This window comes from Mycetocola sp. TRD_SC_2 (assembly GCF_055361225.1).
Window position 1 is genome coordinate 636,856 of record NZ_CM143954.1, and the last position, 23,845, is coordinate 660,700.

Sequence of the window (23,845 nt, forward strand, 5' to 3'; positions counted from 1 at the left end):
CCACGGGACGAAGCCGAGGTTGTGTGTCAACTTCTTGCGAAGGACACACCTCATGTTCACCCTTCACGGCCGTCAGGTCGTTTTCATCACCGACCCCTCAGGCATCTCGGGGGCAAATCGTGCTACTCGCCGCCTCGTCAGCAGGGATCACGCAGCCGACGTTGTGCAGAAGACCACCAAGACCATCCAGAACTGGATCGGGCTCGGCTATATCACCGGTTTCCGTGACCCTCGGACTCGGCGCGTGCTCGTCGACCTGGACGAGCTCGAGGCCGCACTCCGTACCAACCCGAGGATGCGCGACGGTCGCAAGACCTTTGGCAAGAATGCACGCATCGTTGCTCTTCCGGTTCGTCCCGAAATCGACATCGACGGGTCAGACCGGTGAGCGCCGCCGTCACGCCGACCGCCGTCACGCCGACCGCCGCCGCGCAGGCCCTCCCATCCCTCACCGACGCTCAAGTTGCGCGCATCGCCGCGCTTCTCAGTATCGTTCCCACTTTGGTGTCAGGTGGTTCACGATGACTGAAAGGCTTCACCCCATCCGTCATCCCAATCATGAGGCCCGATCGAAGAGTGCAGCCAGGTGCGAGCAGTGCGAACGTGAGTATTACCCATGGCCGTCAACTCGGCGTCGTTTCTGTACCTGGGAGTGCGCGGGGCGCGCAAAGTCCCAGGCGTCAAGTGCTCGACGTCGAGCAGCGGCCCCACCGCTAACTCCGGAGGAGGTCAAGCGGCGCGACGCAATCTATGCCGAGTGCGTGGCGGTCTACTTGGAGCGCCTCGCGGCGCTGGACCGGCGCCTCACCCGCCTTGAAGACCCGGCGGTAGAGGTATGAGCAGGCGCGTGACGATCCTTTACGAGAACAAGCGCTACGACCCATTCGACCCCGAGGGGGAAGACTGGCTGGAGAATTTCGCTAAGGGCTACTGGAGCGAATTAGAAGCCGATCACTATCGCCGAGTCATCGAAGATGGCAGTTTTCAGCGCTCCGACGGTACGCCTCTCAGCGCCCAAGAAGCTCGGTGGACTCGCGATCTTCTGTTTGGGCACATCTCGGGCACGCCGCGTGTGGGCACCGGTCTTCGGAGGCGGAGCGGCCCCGAGGGTCGCAGGCAATTGATCGAAGGGCTGTGGCCGTGGGGAACTTACCCGATGCTGGCCGGCACGTACAAAGCGGGAAAGACGGGAGTGGTCGCCGACCTCGTGGCGACGCTGCTGAATCCCGGACGGCTCTTCCTCGGGCGGTTCCGTGTGACGCTCACTGACGAGGAACGTGAGCGCGGGATCGTCGTGATCAACGCGGAGACACCTGCCGAAGACTTCGAGAATGCATTAGTCGCGGCCGGAGTGGATCCTGAGGATGAGCGGATCCGTGTATACCACCTTGATGACGACTCCGGCGGACCGTCTCTGTTCAAGCTGACGGAGGAGGTCAAGTACCGAGAGTGGCAAAACGAGCTTATGGAGTGCTTCGATTGCCCCAATGATTTCTCGACGCCGGTCGTCGTGATTGTCGACGGAGTTGCGGCGATTATGGGAAATCAGGAGAGCTACAGCGACTTTCACGCAGCGTTCAAGTCGCTCATGAAGTCCATCGATGTGCCCAACGCCCTCGCCACTGGGCATGCCGTAGGTGATCACCTCTATGACGCGACCGCCTCCATGGCGGGGCCAGACGGAGTGTGGGCCTATACCAAGTCGCGGCCCGACGATCCGATCTCCCCTCGCTTCTTTCAGGTTCAGGCGCGCGAGGGCGGAACGCCGATAACGAAAACTCGTGTTCGGTGGGTCGACGGACTGTTGCAGCTCGACGCTCCGAAGGAGAGCCCGGCCGAGGGGCCCTCGAGCGACCCCCAGAGCGCACGCGATACACGGATGCTCGAGAAGGTGTGCGCAAAGCCTGATTCTTTGACCACGGCCCTCACAGGCAAGGGCCGAATCGGGATTCTCAACAAGGAGTCGCTGCTTCGTCTCAGGGACGCCGGGCTCGTTTCGTCCCGTCCCGGTGGCAAGGGCAGAGCCGAGCTCTGGACGCCCATCGAGCAGTCCGAGGAGGGCAATGAGGATGAAATCGTGATCGATCTCAGTGACATCGACAGTGAGTAAGCCTCCAGTGGCCACGTGTCCTAACAGGGAGAGAGTGTCCTTGGACACTCTCCCTATAGGACACAGGACACTGGACAGCTACGGGGTGTCACCCACCAAAAGCTATCGAGCGGACACTTGCTTGGACACTCGGGAGAATAGCCTTATCGGAGGGGGCACGCTCGCGGGGTTGAAACAAACTCCTCGAAGTGCTGCGAAAGGGCAGCGCGGTACTCCTCACGCTTTCCCTCGTCACGGAGGCGCTCAGCGAGCCGCAACGAGCGCGTGGCCTGTGCGCTCCGCGAGAGCTGGTGTTTGTGGGCCGAGGGACGCTTTCTGAGCATCATCGGCTGGGTCCCGCCGGACATCTTCTGTGTAGTCATTTCTCTCCTTATAGCTTTCCTACAAGTTTATTTTGCACCTGTAGTACGGTTGCCACAAGAAGCATTCGGTACCCCCGCCTGAAAGGGCCCCCCTTCCGCACCGTGATGGCACGTTGCGCCCGTATGCCGTTTCCGTGAGCGCCCCAAGGAGCTCTTCGAAGAGGACCCGAGGGCCCCAGCGTGGATCGAGGGCCGTTCGGTCGCCCTGCACCGTGTGGAGCCGCGCTGAGCGCCCTTCACGCGCTCAGTGCAGCTGGGGTGGCCTCGCGCCGAGGCCGTAGTGCGCCTCCTGATCGAGAACCCGGCACCGATCGGTGCCGCCGCCTCGTGGTGGTCTCAGCGTCTGACGCTGACCGGCGGTCTCCCGCACGATATGCGCTTCTTCGCGATGAACGTACGTGACCGACACCGACACGGCACAGAAGGCCCGCGAAGGGGTGAGTCGGCGAGCGGTTCGTGCGGAAGTGGCTGCTCGACTCGGCCTTGCAGTGAAAGCCCTACTCTCGTGATCGAGCAATGTGTGGGCTGCGAAGAGCACCGTGCCTCTCATTCTGTGCGGTCCTCGCGGTGGACGCTTGACGACGACACCGGCCTTCCGAGCGCCCGGCCGGTGAATGACGAGGGCTCAACCGGGCACACAGCGATGGGGCGCGTACTGGTCCACCGGCTGAAGCTGGTGCGGGAGGCTTGGAACATCTCGAAGACCTCGAGTCAGTTCGCAATTTGCTCCGAGGCTTCAGTTGATCACCGCGATATCGCAGTTCCTACAACGCCAGGCGGGCCCGTCCGGGTAGCAACGTGTTCCGCAATTCGGGCAGTCCGGGTCAGTCCGGATCGACTCGTCATCCTCATCCATGGGAGCAGTGGATGGCGCCGCTAGCTGTTCCGACGCGCGTCAACCTCTGCTGCCTGGTCACGGACGCTAACCGCATCGCGACTGGGCGCGGGGCCCTCGACTGCCGACTTGACTCGCCAGAAGGGCACGAATGTGTCGGTGTACAACTTGTGCAGGCGCCGCACGGACAAAAGGAAGTAGAGCACGACCAGCGAACTCAGGCCGACCGTGATTGCGGTGGCAATCTCCGACACGACATAGCCACTCGTGGGAATCGAAGCGGACACACCCGCAAGCCAGATTGCGTCTACCCCCGACAGCAGGCCAGCGGCGAGGAGCGTCAGCGCACTCTCGTCTACGAGGCGTGCCGTTCTGCGCTCGAGCACCTTGGTGGGTCTTGCAGCGATGTTCATACGGATCGAGAAGACTAACGCGAAGGCCGAGATGAATACACCGGCGAGAAGCCCCAGTGCTCCGACGAGGTCTCCTACCGTCTGCATCTTTAGACCCAGCCAGAGCGACAGAAAGAACGCCGCGGGGGCGACCAGGATCACCGATGCACGAACGATCCACTCGGGTTTATTTGTTGCGAGACTAGTCAGGTACTTGAACTGATCGCCGAGAAGGGCGAAAACGTTCAAGCGTGATAGTCCTTCGGCCCAGCGTGGTGTGCCCATGTGTTCCACTCCTTAGGGAGAAAGTGGCGATGCCCAGTCGCTGTCTAAATCAATCTGATTCGTCGCTGCGAGGCTATTTACGACGTCCGCAACGTGTAATACAAAATTATCGTCGGCGGGTCTGACATCACCGAGATCGTATGTGAATCCGGAGGCCATGTCGAGAGGCTTGAGTCTCTTTCGCTGTCTTCCGTCGATTACGACCTCAGCGGTCTCAAACTGCGCGCTCTTGGCGAGTTTGGGCCATAGGTATGTAGCAAGCGCCTTTGCTTCCTTGGCTGCGTCAGGCTTCTTCTTTTTCGCCTTGTTCGCCTCCGTCGGGAGCCAGTGCTTGAGCATTTTCTTTAGCTTCGACTCCTCGGCCGAATTGGCGCCGATCGTGAAGGTGATCTTTGCGGGAATCGTGTTACTTTGACTCGAGTCTGAGCTCGGCAAGGTCTGAAACAAATTCACCTCGCGAATTCGGCCGTCCCTCATGAGGTTTCGGACTGACTCTTCGTCAGCTATCGCTCCAAACGTCCTGATCTTGAAAGTGTGGCCCTTGGCGCCAGCATGGAGGCGACTAGGCAATCGACTTCCCGCGTGTGATCTGGACACCACTTCGACGGCGAGTAAACCATTCTTGCCGGACGTGGGCGCGATCAGGAGAGCGCGGTAGTGCCTCGTCGTTGCAAGTTTGGTCAGGTCTGTATCGTCCTCTTTCCCCGCCGGGTCGACAGCGAGGGCGTGATCTCCGACAATGCCGTAGACGGTGTCCAGCAGCACGGCACCCTGATATCGCTCGGCAGATCTGATGCGCACGACGGCGAGCTGCTTCTTGCCTTCCTCCTCAGGCACGCCCGAGTCTGGATCTTCCCCGACCACATCGTCTGACCCGATCGGCACAGCTTCGACAACTTCATCGTTGTTTGCTGCAGTCTCCGCTGACTCCGAAGAACCACTCTGTGTAGCGGCATCGACTGATTCGACATCCTCAGCCGGTGCGAAGTCTGCCACTACCAGGTCCAGGTAATGCGGCGTCTTCTTGTCCTCGCCATCCGGCGCCCCGAAGTCGAGAGCCGTCTGGGCCCGTCCTCGAAACAGCTGGATTTCGAGCAACTTGAATCCGTAACTTGGCACCGCACAGCCTCCCCATGTCGGCGCCAAACGCGCCGGTGCTCCTTATGCTGGCAGAAGGAGGCCTATTCGCCGGTATTTGAGAAAAATTCCTGATTAGAAATGTGTCAAAGATGAGTCGCGACGACGCCAAAGCGACGCTGCTGCCTTAGTTGACGTAGGAATCGGACCAACGCTTCTCGACAAGGCGGAGCGCCCCAGGCGTCGAGGAATCTCTCTCTCAGCACCGGCTTCGCACGTCAGATGTCTGCGGCGTCGGCGACAACGAGCACGGACGTGAGTGGGATGCGAGTCCGCCAGCGTTCGGGCAGCTTGAGGTAGTTCTCAAGCACCAGGCTGACGACGTCCTCTCCTGAGACCAGACGCAGCCCTGAACGCTGGCGTTCGATCGAAACCGCCTCTCTGCTGTACGACCCCAAAGTCACGAACAGAAGGTACTCGCCTTGGCCCTGCGTACCGATCAGCTGTTGCACCTCGGGCGCGCCAACCGTTCCGGTCAGGTGCTTGCATTGCACCTTGATTTGAGGCGGTTCGACGCCCAGAGGGTCGCGGTGAGCGATGACATCCACGCCGCCATCCTGTGAGTATTGCGTTACTCGTGCCTGGTACCCAAGCGCTCTAAGAAGATCCGCCGTGAACTCTTCGAACTCCGCGTGCGTTAGCGATTTATGGAGAGTCTCAAGCACGAAGTCCCGCGTATGTCGCTCGATTCTCGAGGCCCGCGGTTCGTCAGCTGCCTCCTCGTCGGGCTCCGACTGTGCTGCTTTCTCGACGATTCGTGTGACCGCCTCGACTGCATCCTCGGTCGTAGTGAGCGCGGCGAGGAACTCGTCAGTGTGCTTGCGTATTCGGAAAATCGTGAGGAAAGCACCCAGCTCATACAATGCGGGCTGCGTGAAGATAGTCCGGGAAAGACCGGTCTTCGCCCAGTCGACGGCTCGGCGATGCCGATGCGTCGGGGAGTCTGCGACATATTCGTAGCCGCCCGTAATCACACCGATGTTGATGGTGCTATTGGGTTTGTATGGGGCAACGACGATATCGCCCGGCTGCATCTCGTCACGCATCCGACCCAAAATTCCCGCCCAGCCTGCGATCGCCCGAGGCTTCGCATCGGGGTAGAGCCGTGATAGTTCTCCCTTGAAGCCCTCACGACCACCGGGGATGGCGCTCAGATCGCCAATCCCATCCCAGCCGATACTGATGAACCCGCCCTCGACGAGCTCGGTCGAAAGAGTGTCGTTGTGAACGCCCCACATCATCACCATGCCGAGACAGCCTTCTCGCAGGATTCTGGATCAATCAGCGCGAGCACACGCTGGTCCGTCGTAAATTGCTGGCCGACAGCAATTGCCAACCCGTCGGACGTATTCACGGCCATCGACATTCGATCTCCTTTGCGCACCCTGTGGGCGCGGACAGTCCTTCTGGATCGGACACCACAACAGTATCGCTGCTCGGGGGGGCGAGGAGTGCAGGGTCAATGGCCACGGCGGACTCGTGGGTGACGGCAAACACTTAGCGAGCCTATCGTGGCCGCTCGGCACATAAATGAGAAGAATCCCTGATGGGAAATATGTCAAAAGTTAGGCTTTGACGAGGCGACGCCGTGCGTGGACGTCCGGCTTCAGGGCGGAATTCGGGTCCATGCTGTGCTGCCACCGGTCTCTGTCTCGGGCACACTCCTCAGCATCCGGGTGCCGCAGGTACAGCGGTTTGGGCTCGCCGATCTCGCAGCCGCCGACATGTTCGGCCCGGAGCCCGCCGCCGTGCTCGATCGCCTCCGTGCGGCGGTGCGCGACCGCACCAACCTCCTCGTCACGGGGGCAGGAGGGTCTGGCAAGACCACGCTCCTCGGCGCGCTGCTCGCGGAGGCGCCACCCGGCGAGCGGATCGTCGCGATCGAAGACGTCGCCGAACTTGGCGTGCCGCATCCGCATTTCGTGTCGCTCGAGTCCCGGCAAGCCAATCTCGAGGGAGCGGGGGCGATCGGGCTGGAACGATTGCTGCGCGAAGCCTTGCGGATGCGCCCCGACCGGCTGATCGTCGGCGAGTGCCGCGGAGCCGAAGTGCGCGAACTGCTCGCCGCCCTCAACACCGGGCATGACGGTGGCGCTGGAACCCTGCACGCCAACTCGCTTCGGGACGTCCCAGCACGGGTGGAGGCGCTCGGCGCACTCGCGGGGATGACTGCGGATGCCGTCGCCCGGCAGACCGTGAGCGCCATCGGCCTCGTATTGCACCTGGAGCGCGAGGGAGGAATCCGTCGGCTGGCCCAGGTCGGGCGGTTCGGTCTTGATCCGAGTGGGAAGCTGACGATTTCTGTCGAGGGAACTCCACCATGACCGGGAGGAATAGCTCGCAGGATCGCTCACCGCCGATCGAACGGGTCGCCGCCGTGACGGAGCGGCTTGCCGTGCTTCTTGCCGCCGGGGTTCCGCCGTCGGCGGCGTGGGGCTATCTGGCCGCGGGGACTTCCGGTAAGACCGCCGCTGTCACCCACTCCGCTGGCTCGAGCGAAGCGAAGCCACGCCGTCGACCGCACCACACGAATTCCGCACCCACTCCCGCAGCGCGGCGCGAGCATGACCCGGCTCACGTCCGAGCGGTGCTCACGGCTGCGGCGGCGGCGGGGTCCGGAGACGATGTCGCGCGTGCCATAGCGACCGCGGCCCGGGAGCATGCGGGCCCGCGCTTCGGGCGATCGACGCGCCCGTCGCCGGCAACGGATGCCTGGCTCTCGGTCGCTGCCGCCTGGACTGTCGCGATCGAGACCGGCGCACCGCTCGCCGGCTGCCTGCATGAGCTCGCGCGTTCCCAGCGATCGCTGGGGCAAGCGCAGCGCGACATCGACGCGGCGCTGGCGGGTCCGCGGTCCACATCCCGGCTGGTGATGGTCCTGCCGCTCGTCGGTCTGCTGTTCGGTCTCCTGCTCGGCTTCGACACGATCGGCACGCTCGTCGGGACAGCACCCGGCCTCGTGTGCCTGACCGGGGCAACACTGCTCATGCTCGCCGCGTGGCGGTGGTCCGCCGCCATGGTGAGACGGTCGACGCCCCGTTCGGCCGCTCCCGGTCTAGCCATCGACCTCACGGCGATTGCGATGTCGTCCGGAGCATCCGTCGACCGCGCGCTGGCCGTGGTCGACTCGGCGCTCGCCACGTTCCGGCCGGAGGGGGCCTCCGTCACCGGAGCGCCGGATGACCTCGGCGAATCAGCAGCCATCGGTGGGGTGCTGACGCTGTCGCGGGCTGCCGGGGTTCCCGCGGTGGACCTGCTCCGCGGTGAAGCCGACCAGGCCCGCCGAGATGCTCGCTCGGCAGCGCAACTCGCGGCGGCGGCTCTCGCGACGCGCCTCATGCTTCCACTCGGACTCTGCATTTTGCCCGCGTTTCTACTCGTCGGGGTCGCCCCTCTGATGCTCAGCGTCCTCTCCTCCACCGTGCGGGGAATCGGATGAGATGCCCACAGAACCGCTGCAGGCCCGTTTCCCGGTCGACCGCGCAGCGACGATGGAAGTCCTCGCGCCACCACCCATCACCACAGCAGTTCAGTTAGAAGGAGAACACCCGACATGGCGCAACTACGAGAACAATTTCAACGAGTACAGAGCGGTCTGGCCGATGAGAGCGGTGCGGCGACAGCCGAATACGCGATCGCCACCATGGCTGCGGTCGGTTTCGCCGGCCTGCTCGTCGTCATCATGCGATCCGACGAGGTCCGCGGGATCCTGACCGACCTCGTTCGCCGAGCGCTCACGGTCAACGGCTGAGCATGCGCCGTCACACGTCCGGCGGTGGCTCGGTTCGGGCCGGTCGCCGCCGGGCACCCTTCGGGGCGCAGAACATCGGCCGCGAGGACGGCAGCGCTGCGGCGGAGTTCGCCGTGGCGATTCCCGTTGTCGTTCTCGTGCTCGGCTGCTGCCTCGGCGCGATCCAGGTCGCCTCCCAACAAGTACGGCTGACGGATGCCGCGGCTGACGCGGCACGGACCCTTGCCCGTGGCGATCCACCCGGAGTCGCGACGGCGCGGGTTCACCGGATCGTGTCGGCGGCGACGATGAGCACGTCGACGACCGGTGATTTCGTGTGCGTGCGCCTGAGCGCACCGGCCGGGTTCGGGCCGGCGGCGATCGCCGGGGTGCGGGTCAGCGCATCCGGATGCGCCCTCGCCGGCGGGCTCTAAGGGGGCAGCGTGCGACGGATGTACCTCGTTCCGTCCAGCGGGCGGCCGCACGCTCCCCGCAGGGACGTCGCTTCAGATCGGGGCTCGGGGTCGGTGCTCGCGGTCGCCCTCGTTGCGGCGGTGCTTCTGCTGGCGGGGCTCGCGCTTCCGCTCAACGCGGCCCTCACGACGAGGCAGCTTGCAGCGAACGCGGCGGATGCTGCGGCGCTCGCCGCAGCAGACACCGCATCCGGACTCGTTCCCGGCTATCCCTGTGCCAATGCGGCGCAGGCGGCGCGGCTCAACGGAGCCGAACTGGGGGAGTGCGCGGTCGACGGGCTGGAGGTGCGGGTCACGGTGACCCGGCAGGTGCTCGGAGTTGTTGTCAGCGTCGGATCACGTGCAGGACCACCGGGGTGACGACCATAAGCGGCGGAATTGCACATCCGTGCAGCGCCGCCACATCCGCCACTTCCTCGCGGATAAAGCCCGGGCTCTGAGCGCGCGCGCTGAGCTCAGTCGAAGTTGGTGGTCAGGTACCGGTAGTTGACGGCGGTCGGGCGATCCGAGTCCTCGGACTCGAACTCCTGGCCCGATGTTCGCGCATAAACATACGTCTTGTCCTGAACGGCGATGTCAACGGTGGGGCGTGGTTCGCCCGACTCCAGAAAGTCGGCCGACAGGGTCTTGCCCTCGAGAGGCCCATCGGTGAGCTTTGCCGTGTAGGTCCGTGCCGTTGATGTACTCATAGCCCCCATTCTGCTCTTTCCCCCGGTGTTATCAAGAGGGCTGCGCTGATGTGACGACGCTTCGGCGATTAGGTGGACACGCGTAAATGGTGTGTATGGTGTGCACGACGAAAGGAGTCGGGTGCCAGGCACAAAAACATTGGTCATCGTAGAGTCGCCGACCAAAATGAAGTCGATCGCCGGGTACCTCGGCGACGGCTATGAGGTACTGAGTTCCGTGGGGCACATTCGTGACCTTGCCGAACCCAAGAACCTCCCGGCTGAACTCAAGAAGGGCGCGTTCGGCAAGTTCGCGGTCGACGTCGAGAACGACTTCGAGCCCTACTACGTGGTCTCCGACAACAAGAAGAAAACCGTTGCCGAACTCAAGCGTGCGCTGAAGAACGCCGACGAGCTCCTCCTCGCAACTGATGAGGACCGCGAAGGCGAAGCCATCGCGTGGCACCTGCTCCAGGTCCTGCAGCCCAAGGTTCCCGTCAAACGGATGGTCTTTCACGAGATCACCAAGGACGCGATCCTCGCCGCGAAGGACAACACCCGCGACCTCGATGTCGCCCTCGTCGACGCGCAGGAAACCCGACGAATCCTCGACCGTATATATGGGTATGAAATTTCGCCTGTTCTGTGGCGCAAAGTCGGCCCCAGCCTCTCGGCCGGTCGCGTGCAGTCCGCCGCCACCCGCCTGATCGTCGAACGTGAACGCGAACGACTCGCCTTCACCGCCGCCGAGTACTGGGGACTCACCGCCCAGGCCGCTCCCGACACCGATTCCACCCACTTCGAAGCCCGCCTCGTCCGTCTCGACGGCGAACGCGTCGCCACCGGCCGTGACTTCGACGACACCGGCAAGCTGACCAGCAAGGCCGTGCCGCTCGACGAGCAGTCCGCCGAGGCAATCGCCGCCGCCCTTGCCGCACCCGGGGCATCCGTCGTCGTGTCCAAGGTCGAGTCGAAGCCGTACTCGCGCCGCCCGGCCGCACCGTTCACCACGTCGACCCTGCAGCAGGAAGCCGCGCGCAAGCTGCGCTTCTCGGCACGGCAGACGATGAGCGTCGCCCAGTCGCTGTACGAAAACGGGTACATCACCTATATGCGTACCGACTCGCCCTCGCTCTCGAGCCAGGCGATCAAGGCGGCACGCGACCAGGCGACCGCCCTCTACGGCGCGGAAACGGTGCCGGACAAGCCGCGGCTCTACGCAGGCAAGAACAAGAGCGCGCAGGAGGCCCACGAGGCGATCCGCCCGTCCGGCGACACCTTCCGCACGCCGTCTTCGTTGTCGGGAAGCCTTCGCGGCCAGGACTTCAAGCTGTACGAGCTGATCTGGAAGCGCACCGTCGCCAGCCAGATGGCCGACGCCAAGGGGTCGACCGCAACGGTGACCATCGAAGCCGATGCTGCGGGCAAGCGCGCCGAGCTGACGGCATCCGGAACGGTCATCACCTTCCGCGGATTCCTCCACGCCTATGAAGAGGGACAGGACGAGGAACGCAACGCGGCCGACAACGCTGCTCGTGAAGCGAAGCTTCCTCCGTTGACCGAGGGGCAGTCACTCATCCTCACCGAGGTCGACGCCAAGGGGCACGAGACCTCGCCGCCCCCGCGCTACACGGAGGCAAGCCTCGTCAAGACGCTCGAAGAGCTGGGTATCGGTCGACCGTCCACCTACGCGCAGACGATCGCGACGATCACCGACCGTGGATACGTCACCGCGCGCGGCCAGGCGCTCATCCCGTCGTGGATCGCGTTCAGCGTCGTCCGTCTGCTCGAAGAGCACTTCAACGACCTCGTCCAGTACGACTTCACCGCCGAGATGGAACTCGACCTGGACCGCATCGCCGGTGGAGAGCAGGACCGTACCGCGTGGCTCAAGTCCTTCTACTACGGCGGAGATGACCACCGCGGACTCCGCACCGTCGTCGACAACCTCGGCGAGATCGATGCGCGTGAGATCAACTCGCTGCGGCTCAGCGACACGGTGACGATCCGGATCGGCAAGTACGGCCCGTATCTCGAAGTGACGGATGCCTCGGCGCCGGCTCAGGCGGACGGCGAACCTGCCGTTCCCCGCCGGATCAACATCCCCGAGGACCTCGCCCCGGACGAGCTCACGCTCGCGAAGGCGCAGGAACTCATCGACGCTCCCGTGCTCACCGACCGTGTCATCGGCGTGAACCCGGAGAACGGCAAGGAGATCGTCGCGAAGGACGGCCGGTTCGGTCCCTATGTGACCGAGCTCGAGCCCGAGGTCGCCGAAGAACCGGCCGTCGATCTCGCCACGGGTGAAGTGACGGATGCGCCGAAGAAGAAGGCGCCTGCGAAGAAGAAAGCCGCTGCGGTCAAGCCGCGGACGGCATCCCTCTTCAAGTCGATGTCGCTCGATTCGATCGACCTCGACACCGCGCTCAAATTGTTGTCGCTGCCCCGCGTCGTCGGCGCCGACCCGGAATCCGGTGAGGAGATCACCGCCCAGAACGGTCGCTTCGGTCCGTACCTGAAGAAGGGAACGGACTCCCGCTCGCTCGAAAACGAAGACCAGATCTTCGAGATCGAGCTGCCAGGTGCTCTCGAGATCTTTGCCCAGCCGAAGTACGGCAACCGCCGTGCGTCGAGTGCGCTCAAGGAATTCGAGGCTGACCCGGTCAGCGGCAAGCCGATCAAGGTGAAGGACGGCCGCTTCGGCCCGTACGTCACCGACGGTGTGACCAACGCGACGATTCCCAAGGCCGAGTCGGTCGAGGAGGTCGACTTCGACCGTGCGGTTCAGCTGCTCGCCGACAAGCGTGCCAAGGGGCCAGCGGCTCCGCGCAAGAAGGCACCGGCGAAGAAAGCTCCAGCCAAGAAGGCGGCGGTCAAGAAACCAGCAGCGAAGAAGCCGACGGCAGCTGCAGCCAAGAAATCTGCAGCAGCGGCGAAAGCCGGCGTCTCGACGGCAACGGCCAAAAAGCCTGCCGCGAAGAAGCCGGTCGCGAAGCCGGCGGAGTAGTGGGCCAGACGTATCCCGGGCTGTTCATCACCCTCGAGGGTGGTGACGGCTCGGGCAAGTCCACGCAGGCCGCCGAACTCGAGTCCTGGCTTCGGGGCCAGGGCCGCGAGGTCGTGCGCACCCGCGAACCCGGCGGCACCGATGTCGGAGTGGAGATCCGCGAGATCGTCCTGCACCACCGCGGCGACATCGCGCCGCGGGCCGAAGCCCTGCTCTACGCCGCCGACCGTGCCCACCACATCGCGACGAAGGTGCGCCCCGCCCTCGGGCGCGGCGATGTCGTCATCCAGGACCGCTACATCGACTCCTCGGTCGCGTACCAGGGCGCCGGGCGCGAGCTCGGCATGGACGAGGTCCGCGACCTGTCGACGTGGGCGACCGGCGGGCTCATGCCCGACCTCACCGTGCTGCTCGACCTCGACGAGGATGCCGCCCGGCTGCGCCTCGACTCGGCGCGCACACGGTTCGACCGGCTCGAAAACGAAGCGTCGACGTTCCACCGCCGGGTGCGGCAGGTGTACCTCGAGCTCGCTGCCGCGGACCCGGAGCGCTTCCTCGTCCTCGACGCGACGGATGCGATCGCGACGCTCGCAGGCAGCATCCGTTCGCGGGTCTCCTCCCTTCTCTGATCGCGCCGCCGTGTCGGGGGCTGCCGGTAGGCTGGAGGCCATGGCCACCTGGGATGACGTCATCGGGCAGGCAGACGCTGTCTCACTGCTTCGTGATGCCGCCGCCGACCGCGGGGGAGATGCCCACGGCGCCATGACCCACGCCTGGCTGATCACCGGGCCGCCCGGTTCCGGCCGGTCGAACCTCGCTTACGCCTTCGCCGCCGCCCTGCTCAGCCGCGATCCCGACGGCGATCCCGTCACCGCCGCTCAGGTCGATGCCCGCACCCACCCCGATCTCACGGTACTTGCGACCCCGAACGTCATCATCAAGATCGACGAGGTCCGCGAACTCGTACGCAGCTCACAGTTCTCGCCCGCCGTCGGCCGCTACCGCGTCATGGTGATCGAAGACGCCGACCGCATGGCTGAACGCACCTCGAACGTGCTGCTCAAGGCGCTCGAAGAACCACCGGAGCGCACCGTCTGGGTGCTCTGCGCGCCGAGTGAAGCCGACCTCATTCCCACCATCCGCTCGCGCGTGCGCGCCATCCGGCTGCGGGTGCCGGACATCGCCGAAGTCGCCGACCTCATCGTCCGCCGCGACGGGGTCGACGCCGAACTCGCCGAACGCGCCGCGCGTCAGGCGCAGTCCCACGTCGGCATGGCCCACCGGCTGGCGACGGATGCCGGTGCACGCGCCAGGCGCGACGAAACGCTGACCGCAGCCCTCGGCATCCGCTCCGTGTCCGACGCCGTGCTTGCCGCCGCGCGGATGCTCGCGATCGCCGGCGACGACGCGAAGGCCTATACCGAACAGCGCGACGCGGAGGAACGCGAGCATGCCCTGCGCTCGCTCGGCGTTGAACCAGGGCAGACGCTGCCGCCGGCCCTGCGCTCGCAGATACGCACGCTCGAAGAGGACCAGAAACGCCGGGCCACCCGGAGCCTGCGCGACGGTATCGACCGGATCCTCGTCGATCTGCTCTCGCTCTACCGCGACATCATCATGCTGCAGCTCGGCCGCTCCGAGACGATCATCAACCGCGAACTCTCCGACGCCCTCACCTCGGCCGGGGAAGCAAGCACTCCCGCCGAGACGATGGCGACGATGGATGCCATCCAGCAGGCACGCCAGCGGATCGAAGGCAACGTCGCCCCCGCGCTTGCCCTCGAAGCCATGCTCGTCACCGCGATCCGATAGCGCGCACCCCTTTTGTTCCGATCACCCAGTGGAGACCCATCCGTGACACGACCAATTCCGGCCATCCGCCGCCGCACCCGGATGGCGCTCGTCGCACTGGGAGCGACTCTCGCGCTCACCCTGAGCGGGTGCGTCACCGCGTTCTTCCCCGAGCAGCCCGTCGCGACATCGGTGCCGACAGAGGAGAACGTCGCAGCGAACCTTCGATCGTTCTACGAGCAGCAGCTGGTCTGGGAGAAGTGCAACGACGACCTGCAGTGCACCACGGCGGTTGCACCGATGGACTGGGAGAACCCGGAAGACGGTGAGATCGAACTCGCTCTCGTGCGGCAGCCCGCGACGGGAACCGCGGTCGGTTCACTGCTCCTCAACCCGGGTGGCCCGGGTGGCTCCGGGGTCGACTTCGTCGCCGACTCCGTCGACTTCGCCACAGACGAACGGCTGCAGGCCAGCTACGACGTCGTCGGGTTCGACCCCCGGGGAGTGGGCAGGTCGACTCCGGTGTCCTGTCTCGAACCGGAGGAGATGGACGAGTACCTCTATGGCATCGCCGAGTCCGAGCGGGGGAGCGACGCCTGGCTCGCCGAGGTTGCCGCGAGCGCGCAGGAGTTCGGCGACGCCTGTGCCGCGAACACCGGGGATCCGCTGGAGTTCGTGACCACGGTGAACGCCGCCCGCGACCTCGACCTGCTGCGTGCGCTGCTCGGTGACGAGAAGCTCAACTACCTCGGCTATTCCTATGGCACCTTCCTCGGTGCGACCTACGCCGAGCTCTACCCGGAGAAGGCCGGGCGGCTCGTCCTCGACGGGGCGATCGACCCCTCCTCAAGCATTTACGAGGTGAACGAGACCCAGGCGAAGGGCTTCGAAAGCGCGCTCGCGGCCTACCTCGACAACTGCATCGGTTCACGCGACTGCCCGTTCACAGGCACGACGGAGGAGGCGCTCTCCGTGATCGGCGCGCTGATGGCATCCGTCGACCAGACCCCGATCCGCAACACCGACGGCCGGATGCTCGGCTCGAGCTCGCTGCTCACCGCCATCATCTACCCGCTCTACTCGCCCGAGCAGGGCTGGCCGTTGCTCAGTGAGATGCTTGCCTCGGTGATGAACGGGTCGGCTGAGTACGCGTTCTCTTTTGCGGATGCCTACAACGGCCGCAATGAGGACGGCACCTACGCCGACAACTCGAGCGAAGCGTTCTCGGCATACAACTGCCGCGACTACAGCTACGACGCCGACCCGGCCCGGATGGCGGCTGAAGCAGCCCAGCTTGCCGAGGCGGCACCGGTGATCGGCCCGTACTTCGGTTACGGCGACATCAGCTGCGCGAACTGGCCGCACCCCGACGGCGCCGAGCGGAACGAGATCTCCGCCGAGGGTGCCGCTCCGATCCTCGTGATCGGAACCACGAACGACCCGGCGACCCCGTATGAGTGGGCTGAGTCCCTTGCGGCGCAGCTTGAGAGCGGTGTGCTCGTCAGCTATGAGGGCGAAGGACACACGGCTTACAACAAGGGCAGTGACTGTATCAATTCGGTCGTTGACGACTTCCTGATCGACGGAATCGTTCCGAGCTCAGATCCGAAATGTTCATAACCGCTCCAAACACCGGGTAAGATCGATAGCTGTGCGTCGCATGAACCTCTGGGTTCCGCGATTTCACTCGCCGCCTTAGCTCAGTCGGCAGAGCGTTTCACTCGTAATGAAAAGGTCGTGGGTTCGATTCCCACAGGCGGCTCCATTCAACCCCCTCCGCGGAGGGGGTTTTGTGGTTAGCGATATTGGTTCAGCATGGCTCGCCCTCGAACTGGGGCGAGAAGCTGACAAACCCTCGCGTTAGGCTTCCAAGCAGTCTGGAGGCATTTCATGAATTCGAGCCGTGCGACCCGAGCACGTCGCTTCCGACGGGGGCTCCTCGTCGTGGCCGTCGGCGCTGCCCTGGGCCTGTCGTCGTGCGCAAGCCCGGCAGCCTCAGCGCCGGCGCCGACCACAGTGAGCCAGCCGGTCGCGGTGTTCATCGGCGATTCCTATACCTCCGGGTATGGCGCCTCAACACCGACCCTCGCGTGGGCAAGTCTGGTCGCCTCCGGCGAGGGCTGGAAAGCCGTCAACCTCGGTCGGGGCGGTACCGGCTACCTGGCCACGAGTGGCCTGAACGGTTGCGGCAAAGAGTACTGCCCCAACTATCAGGAGATGGTGGCAGAAGCGGTCAAGAGTCGCCCGGATGTCGTTGTCGTCGCGGGCGGTCAGAACGACTTCACGACGTTCACCGAAAATGCGGATGCCGTGCGTGCGGCGATCGAGGCCACGTACGACTCGCTTCGAGATGCGCTCCCGGACGCGCGGATCATCGCCATCGGCCCGTCGATTCCCGCTGCGAGAGCGGCAGGCCCCACCTCGACCACATTCGACGCAACGGTCAAGGAAGCAGCGGAATCGGTCGGCGGAAGCCACATCAGCCTCCTCGACCCGCCCATCTTCACCGCTGAGATGATCCTCCCCGACGCCGCGCACGTCAATGACACGGGCCATGCCGCCATCGCCGCCCGCATCGCGGAGGCGCTCGCCGGCTGACCACTCGACCGAAATGTCGGCTGCTGCACGTAGCGTTCCAATCATGCCTGACCTGTCGAACGTCACCACCCCGGTGGAATGGGTCGTCACGCACTCGGCGGCCAAGGAGCCCATCGCGATCGTCAGGCGACTCCGGCTCGGCGCCGAGCGGGAGCTGTACTTCCGCGCCGTGACCTGGAACGCCGACCCGGCGAAGCGTGAGCTCGTCGGCTACTGGGGTTCGGCCGAAGAAGCCGTGCGGAACGTGTACGGCCTCTTCGAGCGGTCGCTGCCGCCGCAGTTCCTCATGACGGGAGGGGGAACCGCGCGCCAGCCACAGCCCCTGACCAAACCGAAGCCGCCGCCGGCATCCGCTCGCCTCCGACCGGATGCGCCGTCTCACCGGGTGCCGCAGCGGGGTTCGCGCGCACCGGCACCCCAGAATCCGGGGCGGCGTGACGCCGATCGTCGGATGCCCGCCCGCCAGCTGGTCGCGGCGGGACGGTAGCCCGCCGGGCCGGTCTAGCCGACAGGCAGTTCGTAGATGAGCTCGAGCCCGTCGATCTCATCCATCTGCTCACCCACGTGGCGGAACGGAAACTTCATCAGGGTCGCCAGTGAGGCGGGGTTGTCGGGGCTGATCGTCGCGCGAAGGACACGGATATCCGGATGCTGCTTCGCCCGCTCCACGATCTTCCCGAGGATCGCTGTTGCGAAGCCTTGCCTCCGGAACTCCGGCAACACCTCGTAGCTGAGCTCGACCATGCCGTCGGCGTCAGGGCTGCCGTGGAATCCCGACCGCCCGATCACCCGGCGGTCCTCGGCATGGGCGACAATCCACGCGACCCACGGTTCATCGGCCGGCGTCTTCTCGAGTTGCTCCAGCCGCAGCTGCCACAACCACGATGCGGATAGGTACTCCTCGGGCAGGTCGAAGCCGGTGATCCTGGACGCTTCGGTAAGGTCCCCGGCGCCGAGCGCGCGCAAACCCGCTGCACCGATCGGCGTGAGGATGAGATGCTGAGATCCCGTCATATGTCGCCTCCCGGCTGTCGTCGCCAGTAGTCTAAACCGGTGACTACAACTGGGCTCCGCTGGGGCATTCTCGGGCCGGGCGGCATCGCCCAGGCATTTGCCAACGACCTCGTCCTCAACGGACTCACCCTGCAGGCGGTCGGATCCCGCCGCGCGGAGACGGCCGCCGCCTTCGCTGAGAAGTTCGGCATCCCGAACGTGCACTCGAGCTACGAGGACCTCGTCGCCGACCCCGAGGTCGACGCGATCTACATCGCCACGCCGCACCCGTTCCACGCGTCGCAGGCTCTCCTCGCGCTCGAAGCCGGCAAACACGTGCTCGTCGAGAAGCCGTTCACCCTCAACGCGCGCGAGGCCGAGGCCGTCACGGTCCGCGCACGCGAGCTCGGACTTGTCGTCCTCGAGGCGATGTGGACCCGCTTCCTGCCCCACATGGCGCGCATTCGCGAGATTCTCGCCGAAAACACCCTGGGCGAACTCCGCTCGATCCTCGCCGATCACACCCAGCACCTTCCGTCGGACCCGTCGCACCGTCTCAACGCACTCGAGCTCGGCGGCGGCGCCCTCCTCGACCTCGGCATCTACCCGATCTCCTTCTCGAGCGCCGTGTTCGGAACTCCCGCGCAGGTGACGGCATCCGCAACGTTCCGCGAAACCGGGGCAGACGCCAGCGTCGCCACGATCTTCACCTATGGTGACGCCCGCGTCGCGACGACGTTCTCGGCGAGCAACGCCCACGGGCCGAACGTCGCGAGCATTATCGGCACCGAGGGGCGCATCGACATCGACGCCGTCTGGTACACACCGACCTCGTTCACCGTCTACAACAATGCCGACGAGGTCATCGAGACGTTCACCTCGAACGTCGTCGGCCGTGGCATGCAGTTCCAGGCGCTCGAGCTCGAACGGCTCGTCGCGACCGGTGAGCTCGAATCCGCGCTGTTGCCCCACGCCGAGACGGTGTCGATCCTCGCGACGCTCGACGACATCCGCGCGCAGATCGGCCTCGTCTACCCGGGAGAGTAGTAGGCGGCTCAGCGGCGCGGGATAGTGGAGCCGCGGATCACAAGCTTTCCGGGCAGGTACTCGATACCGGTTGGGACCTGGACGCCCTCGACGGCCTCGAAGATCCGCGTTGCGGCCGTGCGCCCGACCTGCTGCAGATTGGGATCAATGGTCGTGAGTTGTGGACGCGAATTGGTCGCGAGGATCTCCCAGTTGTCGAAGCTCACGACAGCTACGTCATTCGGCACGTCCCTCCCCAGATCGCGGACCGTGTCGAGGACTCCCCGGGCGATCTGATCGGACCCGGCAACGATTCCGTCGATCTCCGGATGCTGGCGGAGCAGCAGCGCGGACGCGTCGCGACCCCAGTGTTCAGTCCATTCGGAAAGGAGCGGTGCGCCGACGAGGTCTAGCCCGGCGGCTGCCAGGGCCTCGTGTACTCCCGTCGCCCTGTCCTGTGCTGCTGCGTACTCCGGCTCCCCGCTGATCATGGCGATGCGCGAGCGCCCGCACGCGATCAGATGCTCGACCGCGAGGCGGCCACCGGCGCGGTTGTCGGGTGTGATCGAAATGTCGGTGGGGTCGTCCGAGGGGGCGTACGCGTACACGACGGGTACGGGAAGGTTGTGACCGAGCGACGGTCGAGGGTCCGTGGTCCGGCCGACCACAATGATGCCATCGACGCGACGCGTGAGAAGCGCGTTGAGATGGTGCTGCTCCCTGATGGAATCTCCGCGGGCGTCACAGAGGAAGACGTTGACCTGGCCGGCGCCGAACGCGTCTTCGGCACCCATCAGGACGGGAATGACGAATCGGCCTTCGAGGTCGCTGGTCAGCAAACCGACGGTACCCGTGCGGCCGTTGATCAGGCTCCGGGCAAGTTCGTTGGGTGTGAAAGAGATCTTCTTCGCCGCAGCGAGGACACGCTGCCGCGTGGCCGGGGCGACGTCTCCGCGCCCATTTATGGCCTTTGAGGCCGTGGCGACGGAAACGCCAGCCAGGCGCGCCACGTCGCTGAGCGTGGTGGCGCGGGTGGATGTGCCAGCGGTTTCCTTGTCCAATGAGACTCCTCCTCGTGCCGTAAACGCTACAGGATACACTCTTGACACCAGTCACTATTCGCGGATAACTTGACCGAAAGGCATTTCGAAGCTTTCGGAATCCTCTCATGTACCGCAGGGCCGGCCGGTCCACTCAATGACGAGTTAGAGGAGATCATGATGAACAGCACCGTCAGCAAACGGATGCGAGGGATCGGGAGCGTGCTCACCGCAGGTGTCCTGTTGTTTGGTTTGGGGGCCTGCTCCGCGGCCGCAAGCGAAGAGAGCTCGCTCGCCGACGCTGGACAGGAGGGTGTCGACGACGGGACGGATCTGACGCTGTGGACTCGCGCACCGCTGGAGAAGCAGGCCAAGCTTCTCGTCGAGGCGTACAACGCCAGCCACGAGAACCAGGTGAAGCTGACGGTCGTGCCGAACGACGACTACGTCGCGAAGGTCGGTGCGGCCGCCGGGTCGAACAGCCTCCCGGATCTGTTCGCCGCTGACATCGTCTATGTGCCGAACTGGGTGGAGCAGGGCTTGTTCCAGGACCTCTCCGCGAGCATCGGCGAGTTGCCGTTCAAGGACACCATCAACACAGGCCACCTTGCCGCAGGGACCTCGGACGGCAAGGAACACGTTCTCCCGTTTGTACTCGACCTCTCGATGCTGTTCTGGAACAAGGAGTTGTATGCCGAAGCCGGACTGGACCCGGAAGTCGGCCCGGCGAATCTCGCGGAGTTCGCTGACCACGCGAAGGCCATCCAGGCGCTCGGCAAGGCGGACACCTATGGCACGGCAACCGGCCTGAATTGTGGCGGATGCCTCGTCTTCACCTGGTTCCCCAGCGTCTGGGCAGACGGCGAGCAGGTCATGAATGACGACGGCACCGAGTCCCTCCTCGCCAGCGACACGGCACAGGAGGTGTACAGCACGTGGGCCGATCTCTGGAGCTCGGGAGCGGTCCTGCCGTCATCGAAGGACGAGGCCGGGCCCACCTGGACAGCGGGGTTCACCGAGGGCAAGGTCGGCCTCATGCCGTACCCGGCAACCCTCCTCTCATCGACGCCGTTCGACGTCGGCGTCTCGGGAATCCCGGGCCCCAACGGTGGGGATTCGACGTTCGTCGGGGGCGACGGAATCGGCGTTTCAAAGGACTCGAAGAAGGCCGCGCAGTCGTGGAACTTCCTCAGCTGGATGATGTCGGAAGAAGCCCAGGTTGGAGTGCTCGCGAAGAACAGCGACGTCGTTTCGCGCTCGGATCTCGCTGAAAACGAGTACTCGAGCGAGGACCCGCGACTGGTCACGATCAACGAGGTCGCGTCGAAGGGAGACACCCCTGTGTCTCTCAACTTCCAGGAGGCGTTCAACTCGCCGACCAGCCCCTGGTTGACCTTGATCCGGAACGCCGTTATCGAAGGCTCCGACACTGTCGACGCCGACAACGACGCCATCACCGAGGTGCTCTCCCAGTAGCAGGCACGGCCGGTGACCACGCCAATGGGCGGGGTCGCCGGCCCAGCCCGCCGGTCCTCAAACACCGGCGTCATCTGAACGGATCGAAAGGCTCCTTCAATGAGCACCACCCTCTCGGCCGCACGTCTCGGCACCCGACGTCAGCGGCGAATGTCGAACGCTCTCGTCGGCTGGCTCTTCGCCCTGCCGACCGCCGTGTTCGTGGTTGTCCTGTTCCTTGTTCCGCTTGGCCTTGTTTTTCAGATGGCCGGCTCCGACTGGCCTCTGCTCGGCGGGAACCAGGGCTGGAACTTTCCGGAAAACTTCCCCGAAGCGGTCGACAACCGGTTCTTCCTTGACTCGGTCATCTTCACCGTGAAGTACACGGTCATCGCGACCGTTCTTCTCATCGGCCTTGGTCTCGGCCTGGCGCTGCTCGTTCAGGAGTCCAGCAGGTGGAAAGGGTTCCTTCGCACCGCCTTCCTCGTGCCGAGTGCCCTCGGCCTTGCATCGGCGTCTTTGCTGTTCTATGTGCTGTATTCGCCGATCGCCGGTCCTTTCGCCGAGCTGACCCGGTCGCTGGGATTCACCTTCCTCGGAACACCAGATGCCGCCCTCTGGTCGACGGTGTTTCTCATCGTCTGGCGATTCGCCGGTTTCTACATGTTGCTGATGCTTGTCGGGCTGCAAGGCATCCCCGAGGAGATTTACGAAGCAGCACGGATCGACGGTGCCACACGTTCGCAGATCTTTCGCACGATCACCCTGCCGCTCCTCAAGCCGACGCTCGCTCTCACAACGGTGATGTGCGTGACCGGGTCGCTCCTCGCATTCGAACAGTTCTACATCCTGACCAAGGGCGGCCCGGACAACAGCACGATCACGGTTGTGCAGCTCATCTACAGCGTCGCATTCCAGGGCCCGAACAACCTCGGGGTGGCCGGTGCTCTCTCGGTCATCGTGCTTGCCGCCTTGATCGTGATCAACATCGTGCAGATCCGCGCGTTCAGCAGGAAAGTCGAGGATTGAGCATGACCACCACGATCGAACCACCCGTGTCGCCTGCTGCGGCTCCGCACGGTCGCGGGGTCCGCGGCCGCCGCAGAACACCGGGGACAACCAGCTTTCTTGGCATTGCGATCCGGATGCCGTTCTGGGTTTTCACCGCGGCGCTGGCGGTCATCTTCCTCTACCCGCTGGTATGGACGACGGTCTCGTCCGTGTCGCCTCTTGCCGGAACCAACCAGACCGACGGATGGGGCTTCGGCAACTACACGACCCTCGCCAACTATCAGGACGGGATCCTGCAGTACATCGGAAACTCGTTGTTCGTCTCGCTTCTCACCGTGGTGTTGACCCTCGGCATCTCATTGTTCGGCGGCTACGCGTTCGCGAGGTTCAACTTCCGGGGAAAGAACGTGCTCTTTCTCGCGACCATCGCCATTTTGATGGTGCCGTACGCAACACTCCTGATCCCGCTTTACGTTTTGCTGAACACCGTTGGGCTTTCGAATTCCCTCGTCGGCGTCGCGCTGGTGCTGACGATGTTCCAACTCCCGTTCTCTACGTTCATGATGCGGATCGCCTTCGAATCGATACCCAGGGAACTCGACGAAGCGGCGATGGTCGACGGCTGCAACTCCTGGACGGTGTTGTGGCGAGTACTTGTGCCAGCGGTCAAACCGGGACTGATCACCGTGGGCTTGTTTGCCTTCCTGGCCGCGTGGAACGACTTCATGGCACCGCTTATCCTCATCAACGACTCGGCGAAGATGACGCTGCCTCTCGCCGTGTCGAATCTTCGTGGGCAGGTACAGGGTGTTGTCGACTACGGCGCCACCGAAGCCGGCGTCGTCGTCCTGGCGCTGCCATGCATCATCCTCTTCCTCATCCTCCAACGTCACTATGTGCGCGGCTTCATGTCGGGCGCCTTCAAGGGGTAA

General features: G+C 64.5%; 24 protein-coding genes and 1 tRNA gene. 18 read left to right on the plus strand and 7 right to left on the minus strand.

Going from position 1 to position 23,845, the window contains the following annotated elements:
* The first annotated feature begins 52 nt into the window (after positions 1–52).
* Positions 53–388: a hypothetical protein gene (locus tag ACWA1Q_RS03060; protein WP_463759422.1), complete on the plus strand. Its 336-nt coding sequence runs from the start codon at positions 53–55 to the stop codon at positions 386–388.
* A 459-nt stretch (positions 389–847) separates the two neighbouring features.
* Positions 848–2,110: an AAA family ATPase gene (locus ACWA1Q_RS03065; RefSeq protein ID WP_463759424.1), complete on the plus strand. Its 1,263-nt coding sequence runs from the start codon at positions 848–850 to the stop codon at positions 2,108–2,110.
* Positions 2,111–3,348: 1,238 nt separating this feature from the next.
* Here ACWA1Q_RS03065 and ACWA1Q_RS03070 read toward each other — a convergent pair.
* The 4 genes from ACWA1Q_RS03070 to ACWA1Q_RS03085 all read right to left on the minus strand — a co-directional run bounded on the left by ACWA1Q_RS03070 (position 3,349) and on the right by ACWA1Q_RS03085 (position 6,487).
* The gene (locus ACWA1Q_RS03070) at positions 3,349–3,984 is read right to left on the minus strand and encodes a hypothetical protein (RefSeq protein WP_463759426.1); all 636 of its coding nucleotides are present in this window, start codon (positions 3,982–3,984) and stop codon (positions 3,349–3,351) included.
* Between the two features lie 12 nt (positions 3,985–3,996).
* On the minus strand, positions 3,997–5,103 hold the full coding sequence (locus ACWA1Q_RS03075; RefSeq protein WP_463759428.1) for a hypothetical protein: 1,107 nt from the start codon (positions 5,101–5,103) through the stop codon (positions 3,997–3,999).
* A 236-nt stretch (positions 5,104–5,339) separates the two neighbouring features.
* Entirely contained in the window at positions 5,340–6,368 is a 1,029-nt protein-coding gene (locus tag ACWA1Q_RS03080; protein WP_463759430.1) for a restriction endonuclease, read from the minus strand.
* Positions 6,362–6,487, minus strand: a complete 126-nt coding sequence (locus ACWA1Q_RS03085; RefSeq protein WP_463759431.1) for a hypothetical protein — start codon at positions 6,485–6,487, stop codon at positions 6,362–6,364. The genes ACWA1Q_RS03080 and ACWA1Q_RS03085 overlap by 7 nt, the downstream gene beginning before the upstream one ends.
* A 226-nt stretch (positions 6,488–6,713) precedes the next feature.
* Here ACWA1Q_RS03085 and ACWA1Q_RS03090 point away from each other — a divergent pair, with 226 nt between their 5' ends.
* The 5 genes from ACWA1Q_RS03090 (at position 6,714) to ACWA1Q_RS03110 (ending at position 9,684) form a co-directional block, all read left to right on the plus strand.
* Positions 6,714–7,445: a CpaF family protein gene (locus ACWA1Q_RS03090; RefSeq protein WP_463759433.1), complete on the plus strand. Its 732-nt coding sequence runs from the start codon at positions 6,714–6,716 to the stop codon at positions 7,443–7,445.
* A complete protein-coding gene (locus tag ACWA1Q_RS03095) occupies positions 7,442–8,560 on the plus strand; it encodes a type II secretion system F family protein (protein WP_463759435.1) in 1,119 nt (372 codons plus the stop codon). Before ACWA1Q_RS03090 ends, ACWA1Q_RS03095 begins: the two co-directional genes overlap by 4 nt.
* 114 nt (positions 8,561–8,674) lie before the next feature.
* Positions 8,675–8,872, plus strand: a complete 198-nt coding sequence (locus tag ACWA1Q_RS03100; RefSeq protein ID WP_463759436.1) for a DUF4244 domain-containing protein — start codon at positions 8,675–8,677, stop codon at positions 8,870–8,872.
* Positions 8,873–8,874: 2 nt separating this feature from the next.
* Complete coding sequence (locus ACWA1Q_RS03105) at positions 8,875–9,285, plus strand: TadE family type IV pilus minor pilin (protein ID WP_463759438.1); 411 nt, start codon at positions 8,875–8,877, stop codon at positions 9,283–9,285.
* A gap of 18 nt (positions 9,286–9,303) precedes the next feature.
* The gene (locus ACWA1Q_RS03110; RefSeq protein WP_463759440.1) at positions 9,304–9,684 is read left to right on the plus strand and encodes an Rv3654c family TadE-like protein; all 381 of its coding nucleotides are present in this window, start codon (positions 9,304–9,306) and stop codon (positions 9,682–9,684) included.
* Between the two features lie 95 nt (positions 9,685–9,779).
* On the opposite strand, the gene ACWA1Q_RS03115 is transcribed toward ACWA1Q_RS03110, so the two are convergent.
* On the minus strand, positions 9,780–10,013 hold the full coding sequence (locus tag ACWA1Q_RS03115) for a hypothetical protein (protein ID WP_463759442.1): 234 nt from the start codon (positions 10,011–10,013) through the stop codon (positions 9,780–9,782).
* Between the two features lie 121 nt (positions 10,014–10,134).
* Between ACWA1Q_RS03115 and topA the strand changes: the two genes are divergently transcribed.
* The 7 genes from topA to ACWA1Q_RS03150 all read left to right on the plus strand — a co-directional run bounded on the left by topA (position 10,135) and on the right by ACWA1Q_RS03150 (position 17,875).
* The gene (gene topA, locus ACWA1Q_RS03120) at positions 10,135–12,999 is read left to right on the plus strand and encodes a type I DNA topoisomerase (RefSeq protein WP_463759443.1); all 2,865 of its coding nucleotides are present in this window, start codon (positions 10,135–10,137) and stop codon (positions 12,997–12,999) included.
* On the plus strand, positions 12,999–13,628 hold the full coding sequence (gene tmk / locus ACWA1Q_RS03125) for a dTMP kinase (RefSeq protein WP_463759445.1): 630 nt from the start codon (positions 12,999–13,001) through the stop codon (positions 13,626–13,628). Before topA ends, tmk begins: the two co-directional genes overlap by 1 nt.
* 40 nt (positions 13,629–13,668) lie before the next feature.
* Positions 13,669–14,811, plus strand: a complete 1,143-nt coding sequence (locus tag ACWA1Q_RS03130; protein ID WP_463759447.1) for a DNA polymerase III subunit delta' — start codon at positions 13,669–13,671, stop codon at positions 14,809–14,811.
* Between the two features lie 42 nt (positions 14,812–14,853).
* Positions 14,854–16,410: an alpha/beta hydrolase gene (locus ACWA1Q_RS03135; protein ID WP_463759448.1), complete on the plus strand. Its 1,557-nt coding sequence runs from the start codon at positions 14,854–14,856 to the stop codon at positions 16,408–16,410.
* Between the two features lie 69 nt (positions 16,411–16,479).
* Positions 16,480–16,555 (plus strand) — tRNA-Thr (locus tag ACWA1Q_RS03140).
* A 125-nt stretch (positions 16,556–16,680) separates the two neighbouring features.
* Positions 16,681–17,388 (plus strand): SGNH/GDSL hydrolase family protein, encoded by a 708-nt coding sequence (locus tag ACWA1Q_RS03145; RefSeq protein ID WP_463759450.1) that lies wholly within the window; start codon positions 16,681–16,683, stop codon positions 17,386–17,388.
* Between the two features lie 43 nt (positions 17,389–17,431).
* Positions 17,432–17,875, plus strand: coding sequence for a hypothetical protein (locus ACWA1Q_RS03150; RefSeq protein WP_463759452.1), 444 nt, complete (start codon positions 17,432–17,434; stop codon positions 17,873–17,875).
* A gap of 14 nt (positions 17,876–17,889) precedes the next feature.
* Here ACWA1Q_RS03150 and ACWA1Q_RS03155 read toward each other — a convergent pair whose 3' ends face one another.
* A complete protein-coding gene (locus tag ACWA1Q_RS03155) occupies positions 17,890–18,402 on the minus strand; it encodes a GNAT family N-acetyltransferase (RefSeq protein ID WP_463759454.1) in 513 nt (170 codons plus the stop codon).
* A gap of 39 nt (positions 18,403–18,441) precedes the next feature.
* Between ACWA1Q_RS03155 and ACWA1Q_RS03160 the strand changes: the two genes are divergently transcribed.
* Positions 18,442–19,428, plus strand: a complete 987-nt coding sequence (locus tag ACWA1Q_RS03160) for a Gfo/Idh/MocA family protein (protein ID WP_463759455.1) — start codon at positions 18,442–18,444, stop codon at positions 19,426–19,428.
* 8 nt (positions 19,429–19,436) lie between these two features.
* Here ACWA1Q_RS03160 and ACWA1Q_RS03165 read toward each other — a convergent pair whose 3' ends face one another.
* Entirely contained in the window at positions 19,437–20,468 is a 1,032-nt protein-coding gene (locus tag ACWA1Q_RS03165) for a LacI family DNA-binding transcriptional regulator (protein ID WP_463759457.1), read from the minus strand.
* A 156-nt stretch (positions 20,469–20,624) separates the two neighbouring features.
* Here ACWA1Q_RS03165 and ACWA1Q_RS03170 point away from each other — a divergent pair, with 156 nt between their 5' ends.
* From ACWA1Q_RS03170 to ACWA1Q_RS03180, 3 genes are all read left to right on the plus strand, one after another.
* Complete coding sequence (locus ACWA1Q_RS03170; protein WP_463759458.1) at positions 20,625–21,923, plus strand: ABC transporter substrate-binding protein; 1,299 nt, start codon at positions 20,625–20,627, stop codon at positions 21,921–21,923.
* A 99-nt stretch (positions 21,924–22,022) separates the two neighbouring features.
* Complete coding sequence (locus ACWA1Q_RS03175) at positions 22,023–22,931, plus strand: carbohydrate ABC transporter permease (RefSeq protein ID WP_463759460.1); 909 nt, start codon at positions 22,023–22,025, stop codon at positions 22,929–22,931.
* Between the two features lie 2 nt (positions 22,932–22,933).
* Positions 22,934–23,845, plus strand: a complete 912-nt coding sequence (locus ACWA1Q_RS03180) for a carbohydrate ABC transporter permease (protein WP_463759461.1) — start codon at positions 22,934–22,936, stop codon at positions 23,843–23,845.

What these genes read in the sequence shown, in the direction of transcription:
- ACWA1Q_RS03060 (WP_463759422.1), top strand. Translation starts at nt 53, where the DNA reads ATGTTCACCCTTCACGGCCGTCAGGTCGTTTTCATCACCGACCCCTCA.
- ACWA1Q_RS03070 (WP_463759426.1), bottom strand. Translation starts at nt 3,984, where the DNA reads ATGGGCACACCACGCTGGGCCGAAGGACTATCACGCTTGAACGTTTTC.
- ACWA1Q_RS03080 (WP_463759430.1), bottom strand. Translation starts at nt 6,368, where the DNA reads ATGGTGATGATGTGGGGCGTTCACAACGACACTCTTTCGACCGAGCTC.
- ACWA1Q_RS03085 (WP_463759431.1), bottom strand. Translation starts at nt 6,487, where the DNA reads ATGTCGATGGCCGTGAATACGTCCGACGGGTTGGCAATTGCTGTCGGC.
- ACWA1Q_RS03095 (WP_463759435.1), top strand. Translation starts at nt 7,442, where the DNA reads ATGACCGGGAGGAATAGCTCGCAGGATCGCTCACCGCCGATCGAACGG.
- ACWA1Q_RS03100 (WP_463759436.1), top strand. Translation starts at nt 8,675, where the DNA reads ATGGCGCAACTACGAGAACAATTTCAACGAGTACAGAGCGGTCTGGCC.
- ACWA1Q_RS03105 (WP_463759438.1), top strand. Translation starts at nt 8,875, where the DNA reads ATGCGCCGTCACACGTCCGGCGGTGGCTCGGTTCGGGCCGGTCGCCGC.
- ACWA1Q_RS03110 (WP_463759440.1), top strand. Translation starts at nt 9,304, where the DNA reads ATGTACCTCGTTCCGTCCAGCGGGCGGCCGCACGCTCCCCGCAGGGAC.
- ACWA1Q_RS03115 (WP_463759442.1), bottom strand. Translation starts at nt 10,013, where the DNA reads ATGAGTACATCAACGGCACGGACCTACACGGCAAAGCTCACCGATGGG.
- ACWA1Q_RS03130 (WP_463759447.1), top strand. Translation starts at nt 13,669, where the DNA reads ATGGCCACCTGGGATGACGTCATCGGGCAGGCAGACGCTGTCTCACTG.
- ACWA1Q_RS03145 (WP_463759450.1), top strand. Translation starts at nt 16,681, where the DNA reads ATGAATTCGAGCCGTGCGACCCGAGCACGTCGCTTCCGACGGGGGCTC.
- ACWA1Q_RS03150 (WP_463759452.1), top strand. Translation starts at nt 17,432, where the DNA reads ATGCCTGACCTGTCGAACGTCACCACCCCGGTGGAATGGGTCGTCACG.
- ACWA1Q_RS03155 (WP_463759454.1), bottom strand. Translation starts at nt 18,402, where the DNA reads ATGACGGGATCTCAGCATCTCATCCTCACGCCGATCGGTGCAGCGGGT.
- ACWA1Q_RS03170 (WP_463759458.1), top strand. Translation starts at nt 20,625, where the DNA reads ATGATGAACAGCACCGTCAGCAAACGGATGCGAGGGATCGGGAGCGTG.
- ACWA1Q_RS03175 (WP_463759460.1), top strand. Translation starts at nt 22,023, where the DNA reads ATGAGCACCACCCTCTCGGCCGCACGTCTCGGCACCCGACGTCAGCGG.
- ACWA1Q_RS03180 (WP_463759461.1), top strand. Translation starts at nt 22,934, where the DNA reads ATGACCACCACGATCGAACCACCCGTGTCGCCTGCTGCGGCTCCGCAC.